Source organism: Streptomyces monticola, assembly GCF_042665355.1.
GTDB classification, from domain to species: domain Bacteria; phylum Actinomycetota; class Actinomycetes; order Streptomycetales; family Streptomycetaceae; genus Streptomyces; species Streptomyces monticola.
Window position 1 is genome coordinate 1,164,260 of the sequence record NZ_JBHTCF010000001.1, and the last position, 25,051, is coordinate 1,189,310.

At 71.6% G+C, this 25,051-nt stretch carries 19 protein-coding genes and 1 pseudogene; 7 read left to right on the forward strand and 13 right to left on the reverse strand.

The genetic code is table 11. From position 1 onward, the window contains the following. Positions 1-77 precede the first annotated feature (77 nt). From ACFQVC_RS04800 to ACFQVC_RS04820, 5 genes are all read right to left on the reverse strand, one after another. The gene (locus ACFQVC_RS04800; RefSeq protein ID WP_381826723.1) at positions 78-1,052 is read right to left on the reverse strand and encodes an acyl-ACP desaturase; all 975 of its coding nucleotides are present in this window, start codon (positions 1,050-1,052) and stop codon (positions 78-80) included. Between the two features lie 184 nt (positions 1,053-1,236). Next, positions 1,237-2,013 (reverse strand): dimethylargininase, encoded by a 777-nt coding sequence (ddaH, locus tag ACFQVC_RS04805; RefSeq protein ID WP_381826725.1) that lies wholly within the window; start codon positions 2,011-2,013, stop codon positions 1,237-1,239. Positions 2,014-2,141: 128 nt separating this feature from the next. Beyond that, complete coding sequence (locus ACFQVC_RS04810; protein ID WP_381826727.1) at positions 2,142-2,618, reverse strand: DUF6174 domain-containing protein; 477 nt, start codon at positions 2,616-2,618, stop codon at positions 2,142-2,144. 56 nt (positions 2,619-2,674) lie between these two features. After that, entirely contained in the window at positions 2,675-4,957 is a 2,283-nt protein-coding gene (locus tag ACFQVC_RS04815; protein ID WP_381826729.1) for an ATP-binding cassette domain-containing protein, read from the reverse strand. A gap of 148 nt (positions 4,958-5,105) precedes the next feature. Then, on the reverse strand, positions 5,106-6,746 hold the full coding sequence (locus ACFQVC_RS04820) for an ABC-F family ATP-binding cassette domain-containing protein (RefSeq protein ID WP_381826731.1): 1,641 nt from the start codon (positions 6,744-6,746) through the stop codon (positions 5,106-5,108). A gap of 480 nt (positions 6,747-7,226) precedes the next feature. Here ACFQVC_RS04820 and ACFQVC_RS04825 point away from each other — a divergent pair, with 480 nt between their 5' ends. Then, positions 7,227-8,081 (forward strand): isocitrate lyase/PEP mutase family protein, encoded by an 855-nt coding sequence (locus ACFQVC_RS04825; protein WP_381826733.1) that lies wholly within the window; start codon positions 7,227-7,229, stop codon positions 8,079-8,081. A gap of 76 nt (positions 8,082-8,157) precedes the next feature. Here ACFQVC_RS04825 and ssgD read toward each other — a convergent pair whose 3' ends face one another. Then, positions 8,158-8,574, reverse strand: a complete 417-nt coding sequence (gene ssgD / locus ACFQVC_RS04830; protein ID WP_381826735.1) for a spore wall synthesis regulator SsgD — start codon at positions 8,572-8,574, stop codon at positions 8,158-8,160. 430 nt (positions 8,575-9,004) lie between these two features. On the opposite strand from ssgD, the gene ACFQVC_RS04835 reads away from it, so the two are divergent. Beyond that, positions 9,005-10,096 carry a WD40/YVTN/BNR-like repeat-containing protein gene (locus ACFQVC_RS04835; protein WP_381827118.1) on the forward strand — a complete coding sequence of 364 codons (1,092 nt, stop codon included), beginning with the start codon at positions 9,005-9,007 and terminating at the stop codon, positions 10,094-10,096. A 15-nt stretch (positions 10,097-10,111) separates the two neighbouring features. Here ACFQVC_RS04835 and ACFQVC_RS04840 read toward each other — a convergent pair whose 3' ends face one another. Continuing rightward, positions 10,112-10,411 carry a YciI family protein gene (locus ACFQVC_RS04840; RefSeq protein WP_381826737.1) on the reverse strand — a complete coding sequence of 100 codons (300 nt, stop codon included), beginning with the start codon at positions 10,409-10,411 and terminating at the stop codon, positions 10,112-10,114. A 153-nt stretch (positions 10,412-10,564) separates the two neighbouring features. Here ACFQVC_RS04840 and ACFQVC_RS04845 point away from each other — a divergent pair, with 153 nt between their 5' ends. Continuing rightward, positions 10,565-12,097, forward strand: a complete 1,533-nt coding sequence (locus tag ACFQVC_RS04845; protein WP_381826739.1) for an MFS transporter — start codon at positions 10,565-10,567, stop codon at positions 12,095-12,097. Between the two features lie 376 nt (positions 12,098-12,473). Here the strand turns inward: ACFQVC_RS04845 and ACFQVC_RS04850 are convergent. The 5 genes and pseudogenes from ACFQVC_RS04850 to ACFQVC_RS04870 form a co-directional block, all read right to left on the reverse strand. Further along, positions 12,474-14,132: pseudogene (locus ACFQVC_RS04850) on the reverse strand (serine/threonine-protein kinase); the annotation flags it as partial. Positions 14,133-14,206: 74 nt separating this feature from the next. Continuing rightward, a complete protein-coding gene (locus ACFQVC_RS04855; protein WP_381826741.1) occupies positions 14,207-16,159 on the reverse strand; it encodes a P-loop ATPase, Sll1717 family in 1,953 nt (650 codons plus the stop codon). A gap of 145 nt (positions 16,160-16,304) precedes the next feature. Then, on the reverse strand, positions 16,305-16,946 hold the full coding sequence (locus tag ACFQVC_RS04860) for a M15 family metallopeptidase (RefSeq protein ID WP_381827120.1): 642 nt from the start codon (positions 16,944-16,946) through the stop codon (positions 16,305-16,307). Between the two features lie 182 nt (positions 16,947-17,128). Then, the gene (locus ACFQVC_RS04865) at positions 17,129-19,141 is read right to left on the reverse strand and encodes an APC family permease (RefSeq protein WP_381826743.1); all 2,013 of its coding nucleotides are present in this window, start codon (positions 19,139-19,141) and stop codon (positions 17,129-17,131) included. Positions 19,142-19,205: 64 nt separating this feature from the next. Beyond that, positions 19,206-19,916 carry a hypothetical protein gene (locus ACFQVC_RS04870; protein WP_381826745.1) on the reverse strand — a complete coding sequence of 237 codons (711 nt, stop codon included), beginning with the start codon at positions 19,914-19,916 and terminating at the stop codon, positions 19,206-19,208. A gap of 204 nt (positions 19,917-20,120) precedes the next feature. Between ACFQVC_RS04870 and ACFQVC_RS04875 the strand changes: the two genes are divergently transcribed. After that, on the forward strand, positions 20,121-20,822 hold the full coding sequence (locus ACFQVC_RS04875; RefSeq protein ID WP_381826747.1) for an endonuclease V: 702 nt from the start codon (positions 20,121-20,123) through the stop codon (positions 20,820-20,822). Between the two features lie 69 nt (positions 20,823-20,891). Here the strand turns inward: ACFQVC_RS04875 and ACFQVC_RS04880 are convergent, their stop codons facing one another. Further along, the gene (locus ACFQVC_RS04880; protein WP_381826749.1) at positions 20,892-22,088 is read right to left on the reverse strand and encodes a saccharopine dehydrogenase family protein; all 1,197 of its coding nucleotides are present in this window, start codon (positions 22,086-22,088) and stop codon (positions 20,892-20,894) included. A gap of 112 nt (positions 22,089-22,200) precedes the next feature. Here ACFQVC_RS04880 and ACFQVC_RS04885 point away from each other — a divergent pair, with 112 nt between their 5' ends. From ACFQVC_RS04885 to ACFQVC_RS04895, 3 genes are all read left to right on the forward strand, one after another. Further along, entirely contained in the window at positions 22,201-22,605 is a 405-nt protein-coding gene (locus tag ACFQVC_RS04885) for an MmcQ/YjbR family DNA-binding protein (RefSeq protein ID WP_381826751.1), read from the forward strand. Positions 22,606-22,800: 195 nt separating this feature from the next. Continuing rightward, positions 22,801-24,006: a CaiB/BaiF CoA transferase family protein gene (locus ACFQVC_RS04890; RefSeq protein WP_381826753.1), complete on the forward strand. Its 1,206-nt coding sequence runs from the start codon at positions 22,801-22,803 to the stop codon at positions 24,004-24,006. Continuing rightward, positions 24,006-25,031, forward strand: coding sequence for an LLM class F420-dependent oxidoreductase (locus ACFQVC_RS04895; protein ID WP_381826755.1), 1,026 nt, complete (start codon positions 24,006-24,008; stop codon positions 25,029-25,031). The genes ACFQVC_RS04890 and ACFQVC_RS04895 overlap by 1 nt, the downstream gene beginning before the upstream one ends. Positions 25,032-25,051: the final 20 nt, after the last annotated feature.

Consider the following 25,051-nt stretch of genomic DNA (forward strand, 5'->3'; position numbering starts at 1 on the left):
CCGTATCGGGCCGTACTGGAGCGGCGGCCCCGTCGGTTCTGGAGTGGCGGCCCTGTCGGACCGTGCCGGGAACTCCGTCAGCCGGCCGCGCGGGCCGCGAGGCGGGCCTTGCGGGCCGCGAGCTTCGCGTCGAACTTCGCGGCCTCGGCGTCGAGTCCGCCCATGTACAGGCCGAGTTCCTCCTGCGCCTTGAGACCCTCGGGCCCGAGGCCGTCGATCTCCAGGACCTTCAGGTGGCGAAGGACGGGCTGCAGGACGTCGTCGTGGTGGATGCGCATGTTGTAGATCTCGCCGATGGCCATCTGCGCGGCGGCGCGCTCGAAGCCGGGCATGCCGTGGCCGGGCATCCGGAAGTTGACCACGACATCGCGCACGGCCTGCATCGTCAGGTCGGGGGCGATCTCGAAGGCCGACTTCAGAAGGTTGCGGTAGAAGACCATGTGCAGGTTCTCGTCGGTGGCGATCCGCGACAGCATCCGGTCGCAGACCGGGTCGCCCGACTGGTGGCCGGTGTTGCGGTGCGAGATCCGGGTGGCGAGCTCCTGGAAGGCGACATACGCGACCGAGTGCAGCATCGAGTGCCGGTTGTCCGACTCGAAGCCCTCGCTCATGTGCGCCATCCGGAACTGCTCCAGCTTGTCCGGGTCCACGGCACGCGAGGCGAGCAGATAGTCGCGCATGACGATGCCGTGCCGGCCCTCTTCCGCGGTCCAGCGGTGCACCCAGGTGCCCCAGGCGCCGTCGCGGCCGAAGAGGCTGGCGATCTCGTGGTGGTAGCTGGGCAGGTTGTCTTCGGTCAGGAGGTTGACGACCAGGGCCGTCTTGCCGATGTCGGTGACCTTGGACTGGCCGGGCTCCCAGGCTTCGCCGTCGTCGAAGAGGCCGGGGAAGTTACGGCCGTCCGTCCAGGGGACGTACTCGTGCGGCATCCAGTCCTTGGCGACCTTCAGATGCCGGTTGAGCTCCTTCTCGACCACTTCCTCCAGGGCGTAGAGAAGCCGGGCGTCGGTCCAGGTGTCCGGGCTGCCGAGGTGGGGAGAGGCGATCGTCACGGGGGCTCCTGCGGGGACGGAGGTGCTTACCTTGGGGCTTACCTACGGCTACGTAGGTTACGAGACCGTAGGTTAAGTGGCGGGTAAAGGAGATCCCTGATCAGGGGGGTCCGGGGCACTTTTCGTCCGGTTATGTCGTATTGAGTTGCGGTCGATATACGCGGTGGTGTGCGCTATGCCCGGCTCAGGCATACAGCCCGCGCAGCCGGACCGAGAGACACGTCACGCAGCCTTCGAGCTTCTCGAACTCGCCGATGTCCACGAGTACCGGCTCGTAGCCGAGGTCGGCGAGCAGCTCCGCGGACTTGGGCGCGCTCGCCGCCATGAGCAGCTTGTCGCCGCCCAGCCGCACCACGTGGGCGCCCGACTCCTCGGGCACCGGCAGGAACGGGGCGAACAGCGACGGGGTGTCCACCAGTGGTTCGTGCCCGATCACCGTGCCGTCCGGCAGCGCCGTCACCGCGGACTTCAGATGCAGCACCTTGGCGACCGGCACCGCCACCACCCGCGCTCCCAGCGGCTCGAAGGCGGCCCGCAGCTGCTGCACCCCGGCGGCGTTGGTGCGTCCGCCGCGCCCCACGTACACCGTGTCGCCGATCTTCAGGACATCGCCGCCATCGAGGGTGCCCGGCTCCCACACCCAGTTGACGGAGGCGCCGAGCCCGGCGACGGCCTGCTCGACAGCGGTCGTCTCGGGACGCCGCGACTGCGCACCCGGGCGCGCGATCAGGGCGACATTGCGGAACATCACCACGGTGTCCTCGATGAACACCGAGTCCGGGCAGTCGTCGGCCGGCTCGACCTCGACGGTCTCCCAGCCGTGTGTCCGCAGCGCCTCGACGTACGCCTCCCACTGTGCGAGCGCGAGCCCGGCGTCCACCGGAGAGCGCTCCAGATGCGTCACCAGTCCCTCGGACAGACGGGGGCTCGGACGGCGGATCAGGGCCTTCTTGCTTGCCACGGGCGGTGACTCCCTCTGCGACACGGGCTGCGACACGGGTGCGTGGCGGCCATCATGCAGCCCGCCGCCCGCTTCGCGGAACCCCGCAATCCACACGCGGAAGGGGTCTTTCGCCTGCCGCTGCCGCTTCAGGTCCGCCCCGTCCCGTCGGACCCCGTCCCGTCCCGCTGATCCGTGGCGCGGTAGTCCGTGATCCGGTACTCCGCCTCGTCGTCGATGGCGTCCTCCTCGTAGTCGAGGGAGATCCGCACCGGGTGCCCGTCGGCGGCGTAGCGCGCTTCGGCCCGGTCGGCGTGGTGCTCCGAGCGGGCGGCCTCCAGTTCGTCGAGGAGGTCGCCGATGGTGGGCACCTCACCGAGGTCGCGTACGAACTGCCGGCCCGGTTCGTCGTGCCCGACAGCCGCCACCACCTTGTGGCCGCGCACCGTCACCGTGTAGGTGCCGAGCCCCGAGCGCTCACCGGCGCTGGATTCGACCGTGTAGCGGTATGCGGCCGGCTCCCGCCACTCGTTCGACCGGCCGCCGGTGTCCTCGGCGGCGCAGCCCGCCGTGCCCGCGACCAGCGCGAGCACGGCGGCCCCCGGCCACCCCCTCCGTCCCCTCATGCCCCCTGCTCCCCCCGGTCCCTACCGCTGCTGCGATGCCCCTTGGACGGTGGCGGTCAGCCGGCGGTTCCCGGTTCGCGGCGCAGGTATTCAGCCGTGAAAGAGCCCTCTGCGCCGAGGAGCCGGGCCGGGGTGCCCTCGAACACGACCTGGCCGCCGTGCTTGCCGCCGTCCGGGCCGAGGTCGATGATCCAGTCGGCGCGGCGGACCACATCGAGGTTGTGCTCGACCACGATCACCGTGTTGCCGGCGTCGACGAGCCGGTCGAGCAGCGCCACGAGCCCGTCGATGTCCGCCATGTGCAGTCCGGTCGTCGGCTCGTCCAGGACGTACACCGCGCCCGTGCGGTGCAGCTGGGTGGCCAGCTTGATGCGCTGTCGCTCACCACCGGAGAGCGTGCCGAGCGGCTGGCCCAGGGTGAGATAGGTGAGCCCCACATCACGCAGGGCGCGAAGCCGGCGGCGTACTCCCTTGTCGGGCAGCGCGGCGAAGAACTCGAGCGCGTCGTCCGCCGTCATCTCCAGTACGTCGACGATCGAGCGGCCCGCCACGGTCAGCCGCAGCACCTCGTCCTTGAACCGCCGCCCCTCGCACGCCTCGCAGGTCGTCGTCACCGGGTCCATGAACGCCAGGTCGCTGTAGATGACCCCACGGCCCTGGCAACTCTCGCACGCCCCTTGTGAGTTGAAGCTGAACAGGCCCGGTTCGCTCCCGGTCTCCCGGGCGAACAGCTTGCGCACCGTGTCCATGATCCCGAGATAGGTCGCCGGTGTGGAGCGCGCCGAGATGCCGATCGCCGACTGGTCGACGACCACCGCCTCGGGGTACGCGGCCGTGAACGCCCCTGACACCAGGGTCGACTTGCCGGAGCCCGCGACCCCCGTGACCGCCGTGAGCACCCCGGCGGGGAACCGCACCGTCACGTCCTTGAGGTTGTGCAGCTCCGCGCCCTTGACCCACAGGTCGCCCGTAGCGGTGCGCGGATGCTCCTTGACGCCCGAACTCCTGCGCAGACAGCGGCCGGTGAGGGTGTCCGAGGCACGCAGACCGGTCACCGAGCCCTCGTACACGACCTGCCCGCCGCCGCTGCCCGCGCCGGGGCCCATGTCCACGACGTGGTCGGCGATGGCGATGACATCCTGGTCGTGCTCCACGACGAGCACCGTGTTGCCCTTGTCGCGCAGCCGCAGCAGCAGGTCGCCCAGGCGTCCCACGTCCCGCGGGTGCAGCCCGACGCTGGGCTCGTCGAAGATATACGTCATGCCGGTGAGGCTGGAGCCCAGATGCCGCACCATCTTCAGGCGCTGCCCCTCGCCGCCGGACAGGCTCGGCGTCGGCCGGTCGAGGCTGAGATAGCCGAGGCCGATCGCCTCGATCCGTTCGAGGGCGGTGACGGCGGCCGCGGCGATGGGCCCGGCGACCGGGTCGTCGATGCGCGCGAGCAGCGGGATCAGATCGGAGACCTCCATGGCGGCGGCCTCGGCGATGTTGAGCCCGTCGATACGGGAGGCGAGCGCCGCCTCGTTGAGGCGCGCCCCGTGGCAGCGCGGGCAGACGCCCTCGCTCAGAAATCCCTGCACGAGGTCGCGGGTCTTCTGGCTGAGTGCCGACAGATCCCGCTTGAGATAAAGCCGGTCGAAGCGGTCGGCGAGGCCTTCGTAGTCGTTCTCGACCTCGAAGGTGGAGCCCTTCACCCACACCTTGCCGCCGCGCCCGCGCATCAGGAACTCCCGCTCCTCGGCGGTGAACTGGGCGACCGGCTTGTGCGCGTCGAGGTCGAGGCTGTTGATGTACGTCTGCCCGTGGAAGGTGCCGGGCCGGAACGGCGGGAAGACGATCGCGCCGTCGGCCAGGGACTTCGACTCGTCCAGGATGCGCGTGTAGTCGGGCCTGACCGTACGGCCGAGGCCGTCGCACTCCGGGCACATCCCGGACGGGTCGTTGAAGGAGTACGCCGTCGCCGGGCCCGCGCTCGGCGTGCCGTACCGGGAGAACAGCACCCGGATCACCGAGTAGATGTCCGTCATGGTGCCGACGGTGGAGCGGGAGTGGCCGCCGATCGGCTTCTGGTCGACGACGATCGCGGGCGCGAGGTCCTCCAGGCCGTCCGCGTGCGGCCGCTCGTACTTGGGCAGCCGGTTGCGGACGAACCAGGTGAAGGTCTCGTTCAGCTGGCGCTGTGACTCGACCGCGATCGTGTCGAAGACGATCGACGACTTTCCCGACCCGGACACCCCGGTGAAGACCGTGAGGCGGCCTTTCGGGATGCGCAGGCTGACGTCCTTGAGGTTGTTCTCGCGGGCTCCGGTGATGACGATGTGCTCGGGCAGGTAGGACATGGCCTTGACGCTAACCGGGATACCCGACAGCTACTGTCCGGTTTTATTGCACGCTTCTGTCCCTTTTCCCGGTTGCTTCTCTGTCGCTGTCACCCGTCGCTGCTTCCGGTCGCTTCCCGTCGTTTCCCCTCGGTCCCGACGTTTCCCGTCACTTCGACGCCATCAGGTCCCGTACCTCCTCCTCGGACGTGTCCGTCAGCTCACCGTCGAGCAGCAGCCAGCGGGTGATCCCGATCGACTCCAGGAACGGCAGATCGTGGCTGGCCACGATCAGGGCCCCCTGGTAGGCGTCGAGTGCCGATGTCAGCTGTCCGACGCTCGCGATGTCGAGGTTGTTGGTCGGCTCGTCGAGCATCAGGAGCTGGGGCGCGGGCTCCGCGAGCAGCAGCGCCGCAAGCGCGGCCCGGAAGCGCTCTCCGCCGGAGAGCGTCGCCACTTCCTTGTCGGCCTTGGCCCCCTTGAACAGGAACCGGGCAAGGCGCGCCCGGATCCGGTTGTTGGTGGCGTCCGGCGCCATCCGCGACACGTTCTCGACGACGGTGAGGCCGTCGTCGAGAACGTCGAGCCGCTGCGGCAGGAAGCGCAGCGGCACGTGCGCCGTGGCCTCGCCCGCGACCGGGTCGAGCTCTCCGGCGAGGGTGCGCAGGAGCGTGGTCTTGCCCGCGCCGTTACGGCCCACCAGTGCGATCCGCTCCGGCCCGCGCAGCTCGAACTCGCCCTGTACTTCCGCTCCGTAACGGAGTTTCAGCTCGCGCAGCGTGAGCACGGACCGGCCCGGCGGTACCGCGGTGAACGGCAGGTCGACGCGGATCTCGTCGTCGTCCCGTACCGCCTCCACGGCTTCGTCGAGCCGTTCCTTGGCCTCGGTGAGCTTCTCCTCGTGCATGATCCGGTGCTTGCCGGCGGCCACTTGGGCCTCCCGCTTGCGGGCGTTCATGATGATCTTCGGCTCGCGCTTGTTGGCGGACATCTTGTTGCCGTAGCGCACACGGCGTGCCAACTTCATATGAGCCTCGGACAGTTCGCGCTTCTGCCGCTTCAGATCGGTCTCGGCGACGCGCACCATGCGTTCCGCGGCCTCCTGCTCGACGGCGAGTGCCTCCTCGTACGCGGAGAACGTGCCGCCGTACCAGCGGACCTCGCCGGCCCGCAGATCGGCGATCTGGTCGACCAGGTCGAGGAGTTCACGGTCGTGGCTGACCACGACGAGCACTCCGGACCAGGCCTGGACGGTGGCGTAGAGCCGCTGCCGCGCGAACAGGTCCAGGTTGTTGGTCGGTTCGTCGAGCAGCAGCACGTCGGGCCGGCGCAGCAGCAGGGCGGCCAGCCTGAGCAGCACGGACTCGCCGCCCGACACCTCGCCGATGGTGCGGTCGAGGCCGATGTGGCCGAGTCCCAGCTGGTCGAGGGTGGCGGCGGCGCGCTCCTCGACGTCCCAGTCGTCGCCGACCGCGGTGAAGTTCTCCTCGCTCGCGTCGCCCGCCTCGATGGCGTGCAGGGCGGCCCGGGTCGCGGCGATACCGAGCGCCGCGTCGACCCGGAGCCCGGTGTCGAGCGTGACGTTCTGCGGCAGGTAGCCGACTTCGCCTGTGGTGCGCACGGTGCCTTCGGCCGGGGTGAGGTCCCCGGCGATCAGCTTCAACAGGGTTGATTTCCCTGAGCCGTTGAGGCCGATCAGACCGGTCCTGCCGGGGCCGAAGGCGATCTGTAGGCCGTCGAAGACCTCGGTGCCGTCGGGCCAGGTGAAGCCGAGCGAGGTGCAGCTGATGGATGGGGAGTAGGTAGACATGAGCGGTCCTCCGATGCACGCCGGGATGGGGGCAGTAGCTGGCGCGTGCGGGACACCGGAAGGGGCGGCGGCCCGGGCAGGGAGGTCCGAAGGTCCGCCGGGGCGGGGATTCCATGAAGAGGTCCTGGACTGTGAACAAGTCCGGGTCTCAAGAGGCCGGGGGCGAAGTGCCCCGGGGCCATGGAAGAACCCTGCTGCGCGGAGACGGCTCACCGCCGAGGTCGCACCGGGCGTACGCAGGAGTCAGCACTGCGCTACGCGGTGTCCCAAGACCTCAGATGAGCAACGTCCCACTCCGATCGACGACAACAAGGCTTGTGAACCGTAAGGGAAGGTTTTCGCGGCGGTCAACTGATTAATCACGACCGGGCACCGGCGGGCGGCGGAGGGATGTCGGCTGCCGCAACAACGGGCGGCAGCCGATGTCGATGTCGGAATTCCGCCAGACGCCGCGCCCGGCGGACTGGTTGAGTGACGCTCATGCCGATCACGCCTGACCCGACAGGACTCCGCAGCAAGGCCGAAACCCTGCGCGCTCTGCACATTCCCGGTACGCCCCTGGTGCTGCCCAACGCCTGGGACGCGGCCAGCGCCCGCATCGTCGAAGCGGCCGGAGCCGCGGTCGTGGCGACCACGAGCGCCGCGGTCTCCTGGGACCAGGGCGCCGCGGACGGCCGGCATCCGGACCGCGACCGTGCGGTCGCCGTGGTCGCACGGATCGCCGCGGCGGTCGATGTGCCGGTCACCGCGGACATCGAGAGCGGTTACGCCGACGACGCGGAAGGCGTGGCCGTGACGGTACGGGCCGTGCTCGCGGCCGGCGCCGTGGGCGTCAACCTGGAGGACGCCCCGGGCCCGGACGGCGAACCGCTGCTCCCCGTCGAGGAGCAGTGCCGGCGGATCGCCGCGGCGCGGGCGGCTGCCGACGCGGTGGGTGTACCCCTCTGCATCAACGCCCGCACCGACATCCATCTGCGCGCGGTGGGGGAGCCGGCGGAGCGGCTCGCGCTGACCCTGGACCGCGCGGCGGCCTTTCTCGCGGCCGGGGCGGACGGGATCTTCGTGCCGGGCGTGGTCGACCCGGTGCCGGTCAAGGCGCTCGTCGAGGGCATCGAAGGACCGCTGAACGTGATGGCGGGACCGGGAGCGCCGCCGGTGGCCGAACTGGCCGGACTCGGGGTGGCCCGGATCAGCGTCGGCGCGGGCATCGCACAGGCCGCCCACGCACTCGTACGCCGGGCCGCGCAGGACCTGCTCACCACGGGCGGTTACGAGGCGCTGGCGGGAGGCCTGGCCTACAGCGACCTGAACCCGCTGCTCGGGGGCGGTCGGTAGGGGCCCGGAGCTCGGCGGGAGCGAGTCCGGTACAGGTAGAGGTTGAGGCATCGGGCCTCGGCGGGTGCCGCGGACCTCAGCAGGCGTCCCGCATCAGTTCCGCCAGGTCCTCGTCCATGTCCAGGTGCAGATGCTCGCGGCCCGAGGGCACGAGGTCGTCGGCGCGCTTGAGGAAGCGGCGCAGCTCGGCGGTGCGCACATGCACGATCGCCGTGCCCTCGGGGGCGTGGAACTCCAGGACGGTGCGGTCGTAGCCGTACGGCCGCACGCGTACGTCACCTTCGCCCGAGCCCTCGTCGACGCCGGCGGCGAGCAGGTCGCGGGCGAACGTCCAGGACACGTCGACGCCTTCGAGCGTCGCCGGGGCCGGGAAGGCCATCCGCACGGCGAACGGGTCACCCACGTCGTAGTGCAGGGTCGCGGGAATGGTGGCCATGCGCGGCGCGGCGGCGACGAGGCGGGCCTCAACGGCTTGCTCGATGACGAGGGACAACGCCTGCTCCCTTACGACTGCTGGGTGGATGGGCCTGGCACATGCATAGACGGTGGAACGCGGAAATCCGTGCACGCGGTCGCCCGTGACCTGTGTCACCGAGGCGTGGCCCGTACCCGATGTGTGCGCGCCCCCGGCCTCGTCTCCCGCGGCGACGCCACGCTAGAGCCGGGCGCGGGCCGCCGCGACCGCCGCAAGGGGGACAAACGCGCGGCCGTGGGCACGGCGCCGCACGCACCCTGGACGGCCCCTGCGGGGTGGGCTAGCTTCGCGGCCCATGAGGGGGCTGAGGGGGCTGAGGGGGCTGAGGGCTTTGAGGGGGCTGACGGGTATGAGGGTTCCGAGGCGCATGGAGAAGGAGAAGTCGGTACGCGTGCGGCGCGCGGTCTCCGCGGGGGTGTGCGGCCTGGCTCTGGCGGCCGCACCGACGATGCCGACGACGGCGTACGGGAGTACGGGGACCACGGCGAACGGCAGCGGCGGGCAGGCGGCAGGCGCGAGCGCCGGAGCCGCGGCGCCCGCGGCGAGCGGCGCCGCGGCCATGCTCGCCTGGCAGCTGAAGCCCAGCGGAACGACCGCCCGGTTCCGGGGACTCGCCGCGGTCAGCCGCTCGGTGGCCTGGGTGGCGGGCTCGAAGGGGACGGTGCTGCGCACATCCGACGGCGGCCGCAGCTGGCGCGATGTCTCGCCGCCCGGCGCGGGAGCCCTGGAGTTCCGTGACGTCGAGGCCTTCGACGGGCGCAGGGCGGTGGTCCTGGCCATCGGCGAGGGCGAGGCGTCGCGGGTGTTCACGACCGAGGACGGCGGGGCGAGCTGGACGGAGTCGTTCCGCAATCCCGACCCGAAGGCGTTCTACGACTGCATGACGTTCTTCGACCGCAGGCACGGGCTAGCGATGAGCGACCCCGTCGACGGCAAGTACCGCATCCTGTCCACCGCCGACGGCGGCCGCTCCTGGAAGGTGCTGCCGAGGGACGGCATGCCGCCGGCGCAGGAGGGCGAGGCGGGCTTCGCGGCCAGTGGCCAGTGCCTGGTGTCGGCAGGGACGAGAGACGTGTGGCTGGCCACCGGCGGCGGCGCCCACGCGCGCGTGCTGCACTCCGGGGACCGCGGCCGCACCTGGACGGCCACGACGACACCGATCCCGGCGGGCGACCCGGCCCGCGGGGTCTTCGCGCTTGCCTTCCGCGACCGCACGCACGGCCTGGCGGTGGGCGGCGACTACCGCCCCGACCAGGCGTCGCCGGACGCCGCCGCCCGCTCCACGGACGGCGGCCGCACCTGGACAGCGGCCGGGGTGCCCCCGCCCGCCTACCGCTCGGGCGTGGCCTGGCTGCCGCACAGCCGGTCCGCGGCCCTCGCGGTGGGGCCCACGGGAACCGACGTCACGACGGACGCGGGCCGTACCTGGCACACCGTCGACACGGGTTCCTTCGACACCGTCGACTGCACCCCCGACCTCAGCTGCTGGGCCTCGGGCGAGAAGGGCCGCATCGCAGGGCTCGGCCCCGGACACCACTGAGGTGGTTCCGCCAGTTCAGGCGGGCAACTCCTGCTTGTAGGCGGCGAGTTCGGGTGCCGTCTTGGTGGCGGTGAACTCGGTGATCCGGTACGCGCACACTCCGGCGACGGTGAAGGGGTCGGCCGCGGCGATCTTCTCGATCCGCGCGCGGTCGTCCCCGGCGGCGAGGATGATCCCGCCGTCGCGCGGGTTCTTGCGGCCCGAGGCGATGAAGGTGCCGTCGGCGTAGTGCTGGTCGAGCCAGTCGACATGGGCCTGCAGATGCTGGTCGACGTCGGTCACCGGCGCGGTGTAGGTGAGCTCAAGAACGAACATGCCCGGGAGGCTACCCGGCCCGCTCACCCCTGCTGACAGGTGCCCGCCAGATGTCCAGAGGTGCTCACCGGATGGCCGGAGACGCCCACCGGGTGATACGTGAGCGCTGCAAGTGATACATTTATGTCTCATTCGCAGAAAGGTTGACTCACCATGTACACCCCCGCCGCGCCTCCGGTCGTGGACCGGATCCATGCGCGCCGGTGGATCGTCCTCGCCATCCTGTCCGGCAGCCTGCTGCTGATCGCGATGGACACCACGATCCTCAACGTGGCCTTCCCGTCCCTGGTCGCCGATCTCGAACCCGGCGCCGTGGAGCAGCTGTGGATCATCGACGCGTATGCGCTCGCCCTGTCGGGTCTGCTGGTCACGGCCGGTGCGCTGGGGGACAGGTGGGGCCGTAAGCGGCTGCTGCTCGCGGGCTTCGCGCTGTTCGCGCTCGCCTCGCTCGCGGCGGTGTTCGCCACCGAGCCCTGGCAGGTCATCGCCGCCCGCGCGCTGCTCGGTGTCGGCGGCGCGGCGATCATGCCGGCCACCCTGTCGATCCTGCGCCATGTCTTCACCGACGCCCGTGAGCGCGCCTTCGCCTACGCGGTGTGGGCGGCCGTCATGGGCGGCGGCATGGCGCTCGGCCCCGTCGTCGGCGGACTCCTGGTACAGGACTACGGCTGGACCTCCGCGTTCCTGCTCAACATCCCCATCGCTGTGGCCGTCATCGGCTTCGGCGCCTGGCTGCTGCCCGAGTCGCGCTCGCCGCGCACCGGACGCTGGGACTGGGCGGGCGTGGGCCTCTCGGTCGTCGGCATGATCTCCCTCGCCGGCGGCATCAAGCAGCTGGGCAAGAGTGGCCTCACCGCGCCCGTTCCGTGGCTGCTGCTGCTCCTCGCGGCCGTCGTCCTGACCGTCTTCGTGCGCCGCCAACTGCACCTGGAGTCACCGCTGTTGCAGGTTCGGCTGTTCCGCAGCCGGGCCTTCAGTGTCTCCGCGCTCGCGCTCTTCCTCGGCATGATGGCGCTCGGGGCGGTGCTGTTCCTGCTGACCCAGTGGTTCCAGTACGCCCAGGGCTACTCGCCGCTCGAAGCCGGTCTGCGGGTACTGCCCGCGCCGCTCGCCCTGGTCGTGGCCTCGATGGCCGCGCCGTGGCTCATGCGGACACTGCCCATCCGGCACGCCATGGGAGGCGGCCTCGTCCTGATGGCCGCCGGGCTCGCCCTGCCGTGGCTGGCGCAGGGCTCCGACGGGCGTCTCGGGTACCCGGCGATGGCCCTGGCCCTCGCCCTGCTCGGCCTCGGCGCCGGGGTGGCCACGACCGTCGCCTCGGTGACGCTGATGGCGGCGACCCCCGCCGAGGACGTCGGTGGCGCCGCGGCCCTCGAAGAGACCTGCTACGAACTGGGCGCCGCCCTCGGTGTCGCCGCCCTCGGCTCCCTGGCCGGATCGCTGTACCGCGCCCATCTGCCCGCCGGGCTGCCCGATTCGGTGCGCGGCTCGGTGGGCGAGGCGGCCCATACGGCCAGGGAGCTCGGCGGTGCACAGGGTGCCGGTCTCCTGCAGCAGATCTCGGACGCCTTCACCCGGGGCATGACCCCCGCGTTCGCCGTCGGCTCGGCGCTCGCCCTGGCCGCGGCGGCGATGGCGTGGACCTGGATCCCGCGCGGCATCCGCCCGGCGGACAGCGCGCACTGACCGCACGCCCGTCCCGGCTGCACGCCCTTCCCGCCCGCACCGTTCGCGGGCGGGGTCGGCGGGGCCGACCGGCCGAAGTGCCTCAGTGCCGGTGCCGGACGAGACGGATGTAGCCGTCGACCTGCTCCCGGTCGTAACCCCTGCGGACGAGGTCGAACTCGGGGGCCGGTGGCGTGAGTCCGGCGAGAATCTGTGTCACATACGCATCCACCTGCCGGGTGTCGTAACCCCTGCGGACCATGTCGAAGTGCGGCAGAGGGGGCGTGTCCTGCGGGGCCGCGCTCTGCGCCTGTGGCCGGTTCGCGCTCTTCGCCTGCACGATCTGCGCGAGGGCCTGGTCGACGTCCGAGATCCGCTGGTGATCCAGGCCCGTGCCCTGCTGCGGTTCCAGGCCCGCGCCCTGACGGCCGTCACCCGAGTTCTGTGTCTGCGCCGAGACCGCCGCGCCGGCCAGCTGGGCGAGCATTTCGCGGACATTGGTCAGCTGGGTGTTGATCGAGTCACGACGCTGCATGAGCGCCGCCAGTTCGCGCTCGGATTCGCTGCGGATCCGGTTGGCCTGGGCGTTGGCGTCCGCCACGACGTCCTCGGCCTGCCTCTGCGCCGTCTCCACCGTCACCCGGGCCCGGCGTCCGGCGTCGGTGCGCAACTGCTCGGCCTCCAGGCGCAGTTGCTCCGCGCGGTGCTCGATCTCCGCGAGCCGCTTCTCGGCCATGGCCTGACGCGAGGCCAGATCGCGCTCGGACTGCTCGCGGCGCCTGGCGAGGTTGGTCTCGAAGTCGGAGGCGGCCTGCGCGGCCTTCGCGCGGGTCTCCTCGAACAGTGTGTCGGCCTCTTCGCGCTTCGCCTGCGCGTGCCGCTGCGCCGACGTGTACTCGTCCTCCGCCTCGGCGCGCAGCGCGGCCGCCGCCTCCTCGGCCTCCTGGCGGACGAGCCGGATCTCCTCCTCCGCCTGCGCGCGCAGGGCGGCGACGGACGTCTCCACGTCCCCGCGGACCTCCCGGGCGGCCGACTCGGTCAGCTCCCGGTGCTCCTGCGCGGCCCGGTGCGCCGCCTCCCGCAGCTCCCGCGCCTCCTCCTTGGCGCGGCGGCGGATCTGCCGGGCCTGGGTGAGCAGCCCGCCGGCCAGGGCGGAGCCCAGGCCGAGGTGCAGGGGGTCGGGGCCCTCGTCGGCCGGGTCGTCCGCGGCGTGCTCGAGGAGCAGGGTGCTCAGCTCCTCGTGCACACGTGCCGCGTCGTCGGGCCGCTCCTCCCGGTCCTTGGCGAGGAGGCGCAGGATCAGCGCGTCGAGCGGCGCGGGCAGACCGGTGCGGAGCGTCGCCGGAGGCTTGGGGGCGTCGTCGATCTGCATCCGCAGGACGGCCATCTGGCTGGTGGCCGTGAACGGCGGCTTTCCGGTGACCGCGTGGTAGAGCAGACAGCCGAGGGAGTACAGATCGGTGCGGTGGTCCACCTCCCGCTCGCCCAGGGCCTGTTCGGGCGACATGTAGTGCGGGGTGCCGAGGTAGGCGCCCGTCGCCGTCAGGCCGTGCGCCTGCAGCGTGTCGTCGATGAACTTGGCCACGCCGAAGTCCAGGACCTTCGCCGTGCCGTCGCCGGTCAGGAGTACATTGGCCGGCTTGATGTCCCGGTGCACCACATGGCCGCCGTGCGCCGCGTGCAGCGCCTCGGCGATCTGCAGGGCCCAGCCGACGGCGACCGGCCAGGCGGGCACCTCCTGCTTGAGGATCCGCTGCAGGGAGTCGCCCGACAGCAACTCCATTACCAGGTAGAGGGTTTCGTGGCTGCCGATGGTCGTGCGGCCCCAGTCGTGGACCGTGACGATGTTGCGGTGGACCAGGCGTCCGGCCAGCTGCACCTCGCGCTGGAACCTGGTCTGCGTCTCCGAATCGCCCATCACCGGAAGGCTGTTGACGACCTTGACCGCGACCTCGCGCTGCATGTGCTCGTCGAGCGCCGCGTAGACCTGGCCCATGCCGCCCGCACCCAGCAGGTCGTCGATCCGGAACCGCTGATCGAGCAGTGTGCCCCGCACGCGTGCCCTCCCCGTCGGCGGGCGGTCGTCGCGGCCGCCCGGTTCTCAACTCCAGTATCACCCGCGCCGGTTGGTCACGAGCCCGCCGAACTCCCGGAACTGCCGTAGGAGCCGCCCGCGAGCCGCCGAAGCCGCCGCGCCTCGTCCTCGATCCGGTGCGAGACACCCTCGCGGCCCGCGCTGTCGTCGAGCCCGGTGGCCCGCAGCTGCGCCGCCAGGGAGGTGAAGTAGTGGGCGGTACGCAGGAGATGGTCCTCCGGGTCGGTGACCCTGCCCTGCGCGGAGGCGTCCCCGGCGCCCCCGCCCTGCACGGAGACGTCCTCGATCACCCGGTTGATCTCCCCGGCGATCTCATCGCGGGCGCCCTGGGCGAGCCCGACGGCCCGCCCGACCTGGGAGAGGATGGAGTGGCACGAGCGGGTCAGCTCGCCGAGCAGCCGGAAGTCGCGGCCCATCGGACTGGTGCCCTGGGAGTAGGGGCCGATGTTGCCGGACATGATGCGCCCGCCCGCGGCCGTGGGCTCGTAGCGGTGCACGTCGATCGCGCTGGTCGCGCCGAGTGCCGCGCGGAAGCACGGATGCACATGGAGTTCCGGCTCGTACGGCTGCACCGGCAGCTCCGAACCGCCGGTGAAGACCACGCTGTTGCCGCGCCGCACCCCCAGGAAGCCCACCGAGTACAGGACGTCGACGATGTTGTCGACCGCCAGGGCCTCGGCGTACGCGGGAAACAGCCGGTGCAGGGTCGCCGCGGCCGCGTCGAAGCGGTTGCCGAGGGCTGCTCGTGTCACGACGTATCCGGTGTTCTGGAACAGCGGGAAGAGGCTCTCCAGGAAGGGGTGGGCGACCAGATACTCCTGCACCAGGTCCTTGAGCTTCCAGGCCGAGAACTGCCGGCCCGCCGCCAGCACGTCCTCCTCCAGGATCCGGTCGCGGCCGTGTGTCAGCCAGGCCGTCTCCTGGCAGAGGTTGAGGAACTGGATGGCGTCCCGGGGCCGCGGCAGACAGCGGTCGAAGACATACGTCGCGGTCTCCTCGCCGTTCACCGTCGGCGGGAAGATCTCCCGCCACAGCTGGTCCTCGGTGAGCCCGGCGCCGGCCGCGGCCCTGGCCCGCGCGAGAGCGAGCCGGCGCAGCGCCTGGTCGGTCCAGGCGATCCGCAGCTCGTCGCTGTGGAACTTGTCGCCCTCGCCGAACAGCAGCGAGTCGTAGATGTCCGCCCGCAGGAACAGCAGACAGCGGGCGGCTCCCGCGTAGAGCCCCGCCGCGTGCTTCGCGGCGAGCAGGAGACCGATCACCATCGAGTTGCTGTCCGGCTCGGCGGACCACACCTGCTCCAGCTGGTCCACCAGAAGCAGCAGCGGCGCATGCGACCCGGCGCAGCCCAGGTCGGCGAAGGCCTGCGCCACGCCCTGCTCCACGACGGCGAGCTGCCGCGCCGCCCGGCTGCCCTCCGAAGCCGTCTGGGCGATGTCCACACCCGCCTTGAAGCCGAACGCCTCCAGCGAGAGGGAGGTCTGCAGTCCGCTCGTCGCCTGCGCGAGCCGGTCGCCGAGGCCGTCGCCCGGCAGCTCGTCGTTCTGCTTGAGGAAGCGGCGCAGCGCCTTCACCGAGGCCGGCGGCCGGCCGTGGGCGTCCTTCGCGTGCTCCACCACATGCCGCGCGGCGTGCACGGCGAAGAGGTACCGCCAGATCAGCGCCTTCGCCGAGTCGCCAGGCAGCCCCTGCAGTTCGAACCTGCGGATCTCGTCGCCGGCGGCGTCGCCCGGGGTGATCAGGGCCTTGCCGCCGTCGTAGTTGCCGTCGGCCATGAGATGCATGCAGATGGCGCTCTTGCCCGAGCCCTTGCGCCCGATGATCAGCATCTTCTCCCCGGACAGCGCGGCGCGCGAGGCCGCCGTGGGCAGAAAGCCGCCGCGCAGCAGCAGCCCGTCGCTCACGTCCCGCTCGGCGTCCTCACGCCCGAAGCGGAGCCGTGCGAGCACTGCCTGATCCGCCTGACCTGCCTGATTCGCCTGATCCGCCATGTCCGGCGCCCCCCGGTCCCGGTCCCAGTTCCCGTCCAAGGCCTGGCCCCAACTGGTGACGTGTGTAGGACAGTTGTATCCCAATCGTCCATGTGCCGGGGCGCGGGATCCGGAGTCGGGACGGGCGGTCCGGAGGAGGGGGCGCTCAGATGAGTTCGCGGGGCCCGTAGCGGGCCGCCTCCGCGCCAGTGAGCAGGGCCCAGTAGCGGTCGCCGTAGGACCAGTGCCACCACTCCGTGGGGTAGTTGACCAGGCCGGCGGCGGTCAGCGCGGCGGCCAGGGTGGTGCGGTTCGCGCGGGCGCGGTCGCCGATGTTCGGGGCCTGCGTGTAGCAGGCGCCCTCGCTGTCCTCGGGGCTCGCGTCGATGGGCGTGCCGAGGTCCAGCTCGTGGCCGTCGGCGTCGGCGAGCGTCAGATCCACGGCGGCCCCCGCGCTGTGCGGCGCGATCTCCGGCGGTGAGACGAAACGGCTCGCCGCGGAGCGCAGCCGACCGTCCTGCCAGTCCGGATGGACCGACCGCAGGCGCTCCGCGTACCCCTCGAAGTACCGCCGCTGCAGGGCGGGCGGCCGGTAGCCCTCCACGAACAGCAGCCGCAGCCCGTCGGGCAGCAGCGCCTGTGCCTCCAGGAGCCGCCGCAGCACGCCCTCCCGCAGATGCGCGAAGGCGCCCACCGCGTCCGTGCCCTGCTCCCGTGCGTCGACGAGGAGTTCACCGCCGCGACGCACATCCACGAGCCGCTCATCGCAGTCCTGCACGGGTACGGCGGCGACCCGGGCGTCCGACATCAGGATGATCTCGCTCCGCTCACCGGCCGCGGCGGCGGGCGCGGGCCCGGGGGCGGCTCCCGCTGCGGCCCCGGGTGCGGTCGGGGATGCGGATACGCCGGCCACGGCGGCTTCCGGCTGCTCGTTCGTACTCATACGGAGATCATCTCCCGCCCGCCGCAAGGGTCTTCGCGCGGGCCCGCTCATCCGACATGGATGCGCGGCCGCCGCTCCGGATCCCGTTCCACGCGGCGCAGCACCTCGCGGGTGACCGGGGCGACCTCGCCGTCGCCGAAGACCAGGAACCGCAGGAGATGGCTGACCGGGTGGCCCTCGGTCCAGTTGAAGTAGGCGTGCGGGATCTCCTCGGTGCGGTCGCGGAGTTCGAGCAGGACCGCCGCGATGGTGTTGCCGACGACGGGCCCCGCGACGCGCAGCCGCCGGGCGCCGTGGCTCTCGTCGCCGTGTACGACCAGATCGGTCCTGAACTCCGAGGAGTCCTGGACGTACACCTCCAGGAAGAGCACCGGACGGCCGTAGGGGATATGGGTCTCGTCGCGCTGGCTGTGCTCCTTGGCGCGGTACTCGACGGCGGCACGCTTGGCCGGCGGGTCGTCGAGCTTGCTGCCGGCCCGCGGCTCGTGGGCGATGATCTGCAGCGGCCCCTGGCTGGCGGCCGCGTCGATGAGCCGCTGCGCCGTGGCGTCGAACGTGACGTCCAGGGCGCGCAGTTCGAACGCCCGGTGGATCCGTGAGGCGAACGAGAACAGCATGATCGCGAGGATGAACAGGGCGGCGATCCGGATGCCGTCCGGCCGCTCCACCACATTGTCGACCAGGGTGTAGGCGAGGACGGCCGTGATGGCCCCGAAGCCGTAGACGGCCTTGCGCTGACCGGCGTGCCGGGCCGCAGCCGTGCACGCGAAGGCCGCCGAGAGCATCAGGACCAGGACGCCGGTCGCGTAGGCACCGCTCTGGTCGTCGACGCTCGCGTTGAACCAGAGCGTGATGAACACGGCGATCGCCATGAAGACGAGGACCAGGGGCCGCACCGCCCGCGTCCACTCCGGCGCCATTCCGTAGCGCGGCAGATAGCGCGGTACGAGGTTGAGGAGACCGGCGAGCGCGGAGGCGCCGGCGAACCAGAGGATCGAGATGGTGGAGACGTCGTAGACCGTGCCGAAGGCCTCGCCGAGGTGCTGGTGCGCGAGGAACGCGAGGGCCCGCCCGTTGGCCTTGCCGCCGCTCTCGAACTCCTGCTGCGGGATGAGGATCGTCGTCGCCAGGCTGGAGAGCAGCAGGAAGCAGCTCATGATGACGGCGGCCGTGGTCAGCAGCTTGCGGGTGTCCCTGATCCGTCCGTCCGGATGCCGGTGCGTATCCGTGGCATCGCCCTTGACCTGCGGCATCACCGCGACCCCGGTCTCGAACCCGGACATGCCGAGCGCGAGCTTCGGGAACACCAGGAGCGCGACGCCGATCATCGCGAGCGGCGAGGAGTGCGCGGCCGTCATCGCGTGCGTCCAGTCGGTGATCTGCACCGGCTCGGTGAGGATCTCGACGGCGGCCGTGGCGAGCACCACCACGTTGAGGGTCAGATACGTCGCCACGAGCACCACCGCGACGCCGATCGCTTCCTTGAACCCCTTCAGGAACACGGCGCCGAGGGCGGCGATCAGGACCAGTGTGATGAGGGTGTGCTCGCCGTCGAGCCAGCTGGGCGCGAAGGGGTTCTCCGCGACATGGGCGGCGCCGTCGGCGGCCGAGAGCGTGATCGTGATCATGAAGTCGGTGGCCGCGAAGCCGAGCAGCACGAGGACGAAGATCTTCCCCGACCACCACGGGAGCAGCCGCTCCAGCATGTGGATCGAGCCCTCGCCGTGCGGGGACTCCTTGGCCACGCGCCGGTAGACCGGCAGGGCGCCCAGGAGGGTCAGGGCGATCAGGACGACGGTGGCGAGCGGCGAGAGCAGCCCGGCCGCGAGGGCGGCGATGCCCGGCTGGTAGCCCAGGGTGGAGAAGTAGTCCACACCGGTGAGGCACATGACCCGCCACCACTTGTGGCCCTTGTGCTCCGCCGGAAGGGTGGCGTGCGGTCCGGGATGCCGGGCCGACTGTTCGCTCAGCCCGTCGAGCAGCCAGCCACGCCCCCGCCCGCCCCGCTGTGCGGACGCGGCCGGGCCGTTGGTCGGGGAGGCGGTCTCTCTGCGGTCCACCCGCACATATTCACCCGGGCCCCGGACAGGGGCGACCGCAGCCGGACCGGGGCCCGGGCCGGTGCTACTTCAACCCGGAGATCCGGAACAGCAGATGGGCCGTCTCGCTGTCGATCCGCCGCGACAGCTGCCGCAGGGCCGTCGCCCCGCAGGTGAGCAGCCCCCGCTCGGCGGAGCAGCGGGCACCCTGCTCCAGGAGGTGCCACAGGTCCGGGTTGGAGGTGAGCACCCTGGGGTCGAGTTCGATCCGGGTGCCGTACAGATCGCGCAGGACGAGGCGGCGCGAGACGCCGTCGAGCCAGCGCAGGGAGACCAGGCAGTCGGTGCGCACCCGGCGCTCGCGCAGCCCCCCGCGCGCGGCCAGCCAGCCGGTGCCCGCGGTCACCCGGGGCGGCAGCAGCACGAGGAACAGCAGCAGCGCGAGCCCCGCCCACAGCGCGGCCCGGGCCGCCGAGAGATCTCCGGCGGCCAGATCGACCAGGAGCAGCAGACCGAGCAGCGCCACCGAGCAGACCGCGCCTTCGCGCAGGGCGGCTCCCCAGTACCGGTCGTGAGCGAGGGCGCGGTGGCCGTTCCCGTCGCTGTCACGGTGACTGTCGCTGTCACGGTGGCCGTGGCTGCCGCTGTGTCCGTGACCGTGGCTGCCGAGGTGTCCGTCGGGTGCGTCCCCGTCCCCGTCCCCGTGTCCGTGTCCATGTCCGTGCCGGTGGCCGTCGCTGTCGCCGTGTGCGCCCATGGAGCCGCCTCTGAGGCCGTCCGCGAAGTCGTCCGTCATGAGAGGGACGCTAGGACTCACCGGCCGGGCGCACAGCCCCTGTTGACGGTTCGCTGACGACGGCGGGTCCAACCCTGACGCGTCATGGGCGCGTATCCCGGCTCGCTGCCGGTTCACCGCCTGTTCGGGTGCACTGCCTGTTCCCGCCTTGACGCCACCCGACGCGACTCGCCGCCGCTCGACGCCGCATAAACTCGGGCCATCATGACGACCATGAGCATCACCCCGGCCGGCTGGCCCACCACCGAAGCCCGGGCGCGCGAGGTCCAGGACGAACTGCGCACCCGCGTCGAACTCCACGAGCCGGGTCCGCCGCCGGGCACCGGAACGGTCACCGGGGTGGACGTGGCCTACGACGACGAGCGCGATGTCGTCGTGGCGGCCGCGGTGGTCCTGGACGCGTCGAGCCTGCAGGTCGTGGAGGAGGCCACCGCCGTGGGCCGGGTCGCCTTCCCGTACGTCCCCGGACTGCTCGCCTTCCGCGAGCTGCCGGCCGTCCTCGCCGCCCTCGGCCGGCTGACCGCCCCGGCAGGCCTGGTGGTCTGCGACGGCTACGGTCTCGCGCACCCGCGCCGCTTCGGGCTCGCCAGCCATCTCGGGGTGCTCACCGGCCTGCCGACGATCGGCGTCGCCAAGAACCCCTTCACCTTCGCCCACGAGGAGCCGGGCGCCCTGCGCGGCAGTACGTCGCTGCTGGTGGACGACGTGGCGGGCGCCGAGGAGGTCGGCCGCGCGGTCCGCACCCAGGACGGCGTCAAGCCGGTCTTCGTCTCGGTGGGCCACCGCGTCGCCCTGGACACGGCGGTGGCCCACACCCTCCACCTGGCACCGCGATACCGGCTCCCCGAGACCACCCGCCGCGCGGACAGCCTGTGCAGACGAGCCCTGACACAAGCAACCGGCTGACCCCGGTCGGACGAGCCCTGACACAAGCAACCGGCTGACCCCGGCCGCCACCGCGCGCGGGGGCCCGCCTCAGCCGGTCCGCGTCGCCGCCACCCGGAAAGTGATGCCCGCCGCCTGCAGGCGTTCGCGGAGGGCGTCGCCCATGGCGACTGCCGTGGTGACCTGTCCCGAGGTCTCCGGCAGGCTGTCGAAGGCGAGGCACAGCGCGGACTCGGCGAACATCTTCGCCGTCTCGCCGTAGCCGGGATCGCCGCCCGCCACCTCGGTGTAGACGCGCCGGCCGCCGCCGTCGCCCACGAAGCGCACCGAGAACCAGCTCTTGGCCCTGCGCTCCTCGCTCGGGCCCTCTCCCGGCTTGAGCCGGTCCGACAACCAGCGCCGCGCGGGCGGCAGTTGGGCCGCCGTGACCAGGGCGCCCGCCGCCGCGGCGCCGCCGAGCGCCACCGGCAGGTGCTTGACGGCGGCGTAGTGGCGGTAGCGGAAGTCCGGGCCGTACCGCTCCAGGTCGCGCGCCGACCGCTGCACGATCTGCGGGTCGATCGTCGGCAGCGGCAGTGCCCACGCGCCGACCTCCTTGCCGTAGCGCGGCACGCTCAACGGTGCGTACGCGCGCCGCCCCACCAGGCGCGGCTGATGGTGCTTGCGCTCCTGCGCGGCCGCCAGGGCCTGCCGCCCGCGCGACATGACGGTGAGCGCGGAAGCGAGAGTCCCGCCGGAGAACGTCGCGTTGGACCGTACGAAGCCGTCCACCCGCAGCGGTACGCCCTCGGGCAGCTGCTGCACCGTGAACTGCACACCCAAGTCGTGCGGAATGGAGTCGAAACCGCAGGAATGCACCAGGCGTGCCCCGGTCTCACGCGCGCGTGCGTCATGCCGCACATAAGTGAGGTCGATGAACTCCGGCTCACCGGTGAGATCCAGATAGTCCGTGCCCGCCTCGGCGCAGGCCGCGACCAGCTCCTGCCCGTACGAGATGTAGGGCCCCACGGTGGTGGCCACCACGCGCGCGTGCCGGGCGAGTTCCGCGAGCGCGGCCGGATCGTCGGCCTCGGCGCGGAGTACCGGCAGCTCGGCGAGCTCCGGGTCGATCCCGGCGAGCCGCTCGCGCAGCCGCTCCAGCTTGGGCGTGCTGCGCCCCGCGAGGGCCCAGCGCAGTCCCTTCGGGGCGTGCGCGGCCAGATACTCCGCGATGAGCACGCCGACAAAGCCCGTCGCCCCGTACAGGACGACGTCGTAGGTCCGCTCTGTCTTGTCCCCTGTGGCCATGACACCCCTCACCTTGCTCGATTCACCTGTGCTCGACCTGTGCTCGCGCCGCTGTCGGTGGCCGAGGCTAGCGTGAGCGGGACGAAGGAGTCCGAGCACCCCGGAGAGTGCCATGGTCGAGCGGAAGAGTCCGGCGCGTAAGGCCCCGAAGGCGGTTCGTGACACATGGGGCAAGGTGCGCGCCTTCGCCCTCGGGATGCCGGGCGCCGTCGAGGAGTTCCCCTGGGGCGAGTCCGTCGCCAAGGTGAACAAGAAGGTGTTCGTGTTCCTCGGCGTCGAGGACGGCAGCTGGCCCCTGGGCGTCACCGTCAAGCTCAAGGACCCGGAGGTGCATGCCCACGCCCTGTCCTGCCCGGGAGCGGAGCCCGCGGGGTACGGCCTGGGGAAGGCGGGCTGGGTGCGCGTCCCGCTGGAGGAGAAGGGTGCTCCCGGGGCCGAACTGCTCTGTGACTGGGTGGAGGAGAGCTACCGCGTCATCGCGCCGAAGAAGCTGATCGCGGAACTCGACGCCCAGTAAGTCGACGCTCGGCAACTCGAGGCCCAGTAACTCGACGCCCAGTAACTCGACGCCCATCAGCCCCGCGTCCCCGTTCACCCGCACCCCGTTCACCCGCACCGCGATCAGCCTCCGTGACCGGCCGAATGCGAGGTGATTTCTAAGCGCTTGCTCGCCAACCCTTGTGCGGAGTGGAACGCGTTCTTAACATTACTGATGTTACATCAGTTGTGTCACAGTGCTGGGGGCTTGATGGCAGGGACAGCAAGGGGACAGCACGGCCCGCTCGACGGGGTCAGAGTGGTCGAGCTGGCAGGCATCGGGCCCGGCCCGTTCGCGGCCATGCTCCTGGCCGACCTCGGCGCCGACGTCGTCCGTGTCGACCGCCCCGGCGGTGGCGGACTCGCGGTCAACCCGGAGTATGACGTCACCAACCGCAATAAGCGCTCGGTCCTCGTCGACCTCAAGTCGGAGCACGGCCCGGCACAGGTTCTCGATCTCGTCGAGCGCGCCGACATCCTCATCGAGGGCTACCGCCCGGGTGTCGCCGAGCGCCTCGGCGTCGGCCCCGAGCAGTGCGCGGCCCGCAACTCCCGCCTGGTGTACGGGCGGATGACGGGCTGGGGGCAGGAAGGCCCGCTCGCCCAGCGCGCCGGGCACGACATCGCGTACATCGCCATCACCGGCACCCTCGGCATGATCGGCAAGCCGGACGAGGCCCCGGCCATCCCGGCCAACCTGGTCGGCGACTACGCGGGCGGCTCGCTCTATCTCGTCGTCGGCGTCCTGGCCGCCCTGCAGCACGCGCGCGTGACGGGCGAGGGCCAGGTCGTGGACGCCGCGATCGTCGACGGAACGGCCCATCTCGCCTCGATGATCCACGGCATGATGGCGGCCGGCGGCTGGCAGGACCGGCGCGGCGCCAACCTCCTCGACGGCGGCTGCCCGTTCTACGGCACCTATGAGACGGCGGACGGCGGCTACATGGCCGTGGGCGCCCTGGAGCAGCAGTTCTACGACGAGTTCGTCGAGCTCCTCGGTATCGCGGACCGGGCCCCCGCCCGTAAGGACCTCGCCGCGTGGGGCGAGTTGAAGGACGCCATCACCGCGCAGTTCAAGACGAGGACCCGGGACGAGTGGACCGCTCTCTTCGAGGGCTCCGATGCCTGTGTGGCCCCGGTCCTCTCGCTGCGCGAGGCCCCGCACCACCCGCATATGGCCGCCCGCGGCACCTTCACCGACCACGGGGGCATCACCCAGCCGGCGCCCGCGCCGCGTTTCTCCGCGACCCCGGGCGCGGTGCGCAGACCGCCCGCGCAGCCGGGCGCGGACACCGAAGAGGTCGCCCGTGACTGGGGCGTGGACAGTCTGACCGGGGGCGGCGCGGACGCCCCGACCAAGGAAGCCAAGGAAGAGGCCTGATGGAGCTGTCGATTCCGCTCTCCTACGCCGGCGACCCGCGCGAGGCCTGTGACCAGGCCGCGGCGCTCGAAGCGGCCGGCGTCGACGCGGTCTGGGTGGCCGAGGCCTATGGCTTCGACTCGCCCACGCTCATGGGATATCTGGCGGCCCGCACCGAGCGTATGCGGATCGGCGCCGCCATCCTCAATGTCTACTCCCGCACCCCCGCCCTGATCGCCCAGACCGCCGCCGGGCTCGACGCCATCTCCGGCGGCCGCGCCCTCATCGGGCTCGGGGCCTCGGGCCCGCAGGTCGTCGAGGGCTGGCACGGCAAGGCGTACGACAAGCCGCTCGGCCGCACCCGCGAGGCCATCGAGCTGACCCGCCGCATCCTGCGCCGCGAGGTCATCGACCACCACGGCATCACGGATATGCCGCTGCCGCCGGAGAAGGGCGGCAAGCTGGGCAAGCCGCTGAAGATCCTCACCAAGCCGGTACGCGACCAAGTCCCGCTCTACGTCGCCTCCTTGGGTCCCGCCAACGTCCGGATGACCGCCGAGGTCGCCGACGGCTGGCTGCCCACCCTGTTCATCCCGGAGAAGGCGCACGACGTATGGGGCGCCCCGCTCGCCGAGGGCGCGGCCAAGCGCTCCCCGGAGCTCGGGCCGCTGCAGACCGTCGCCGGCGGACTGCTCGCCATCGGTGCGGACGCGGCGGCCGTACGGGACTTCGCGCGCCCCCAGATCGCGCTCTATGTGGGCGGTATGGGCGCACCCGGCAAGAACTTCTACAACGACCTCGCGGTCGCGTACGGGTACGAGAAGGAAGCGAAGCTCATCCAGGAGCTGTATCTGTCGGGGAAGAAGAAGGAGGCCGAAGCGGCCGTCCCCGACGAGTTCTGCGAGCTCGTCTCGCTGTGCGGGCCCGCGAGTTACGTACGGGAGCGGATCGAGGCCTTCCGCGAGGCGGGCGTCACGATGCTCAACGTCATCCCCGTCGGCCCCGAGCCGGCCAAGTCGATCGAAACCGTCAAGGGCTGGCTCTAGGAGGCCGAAGGAATGACGTC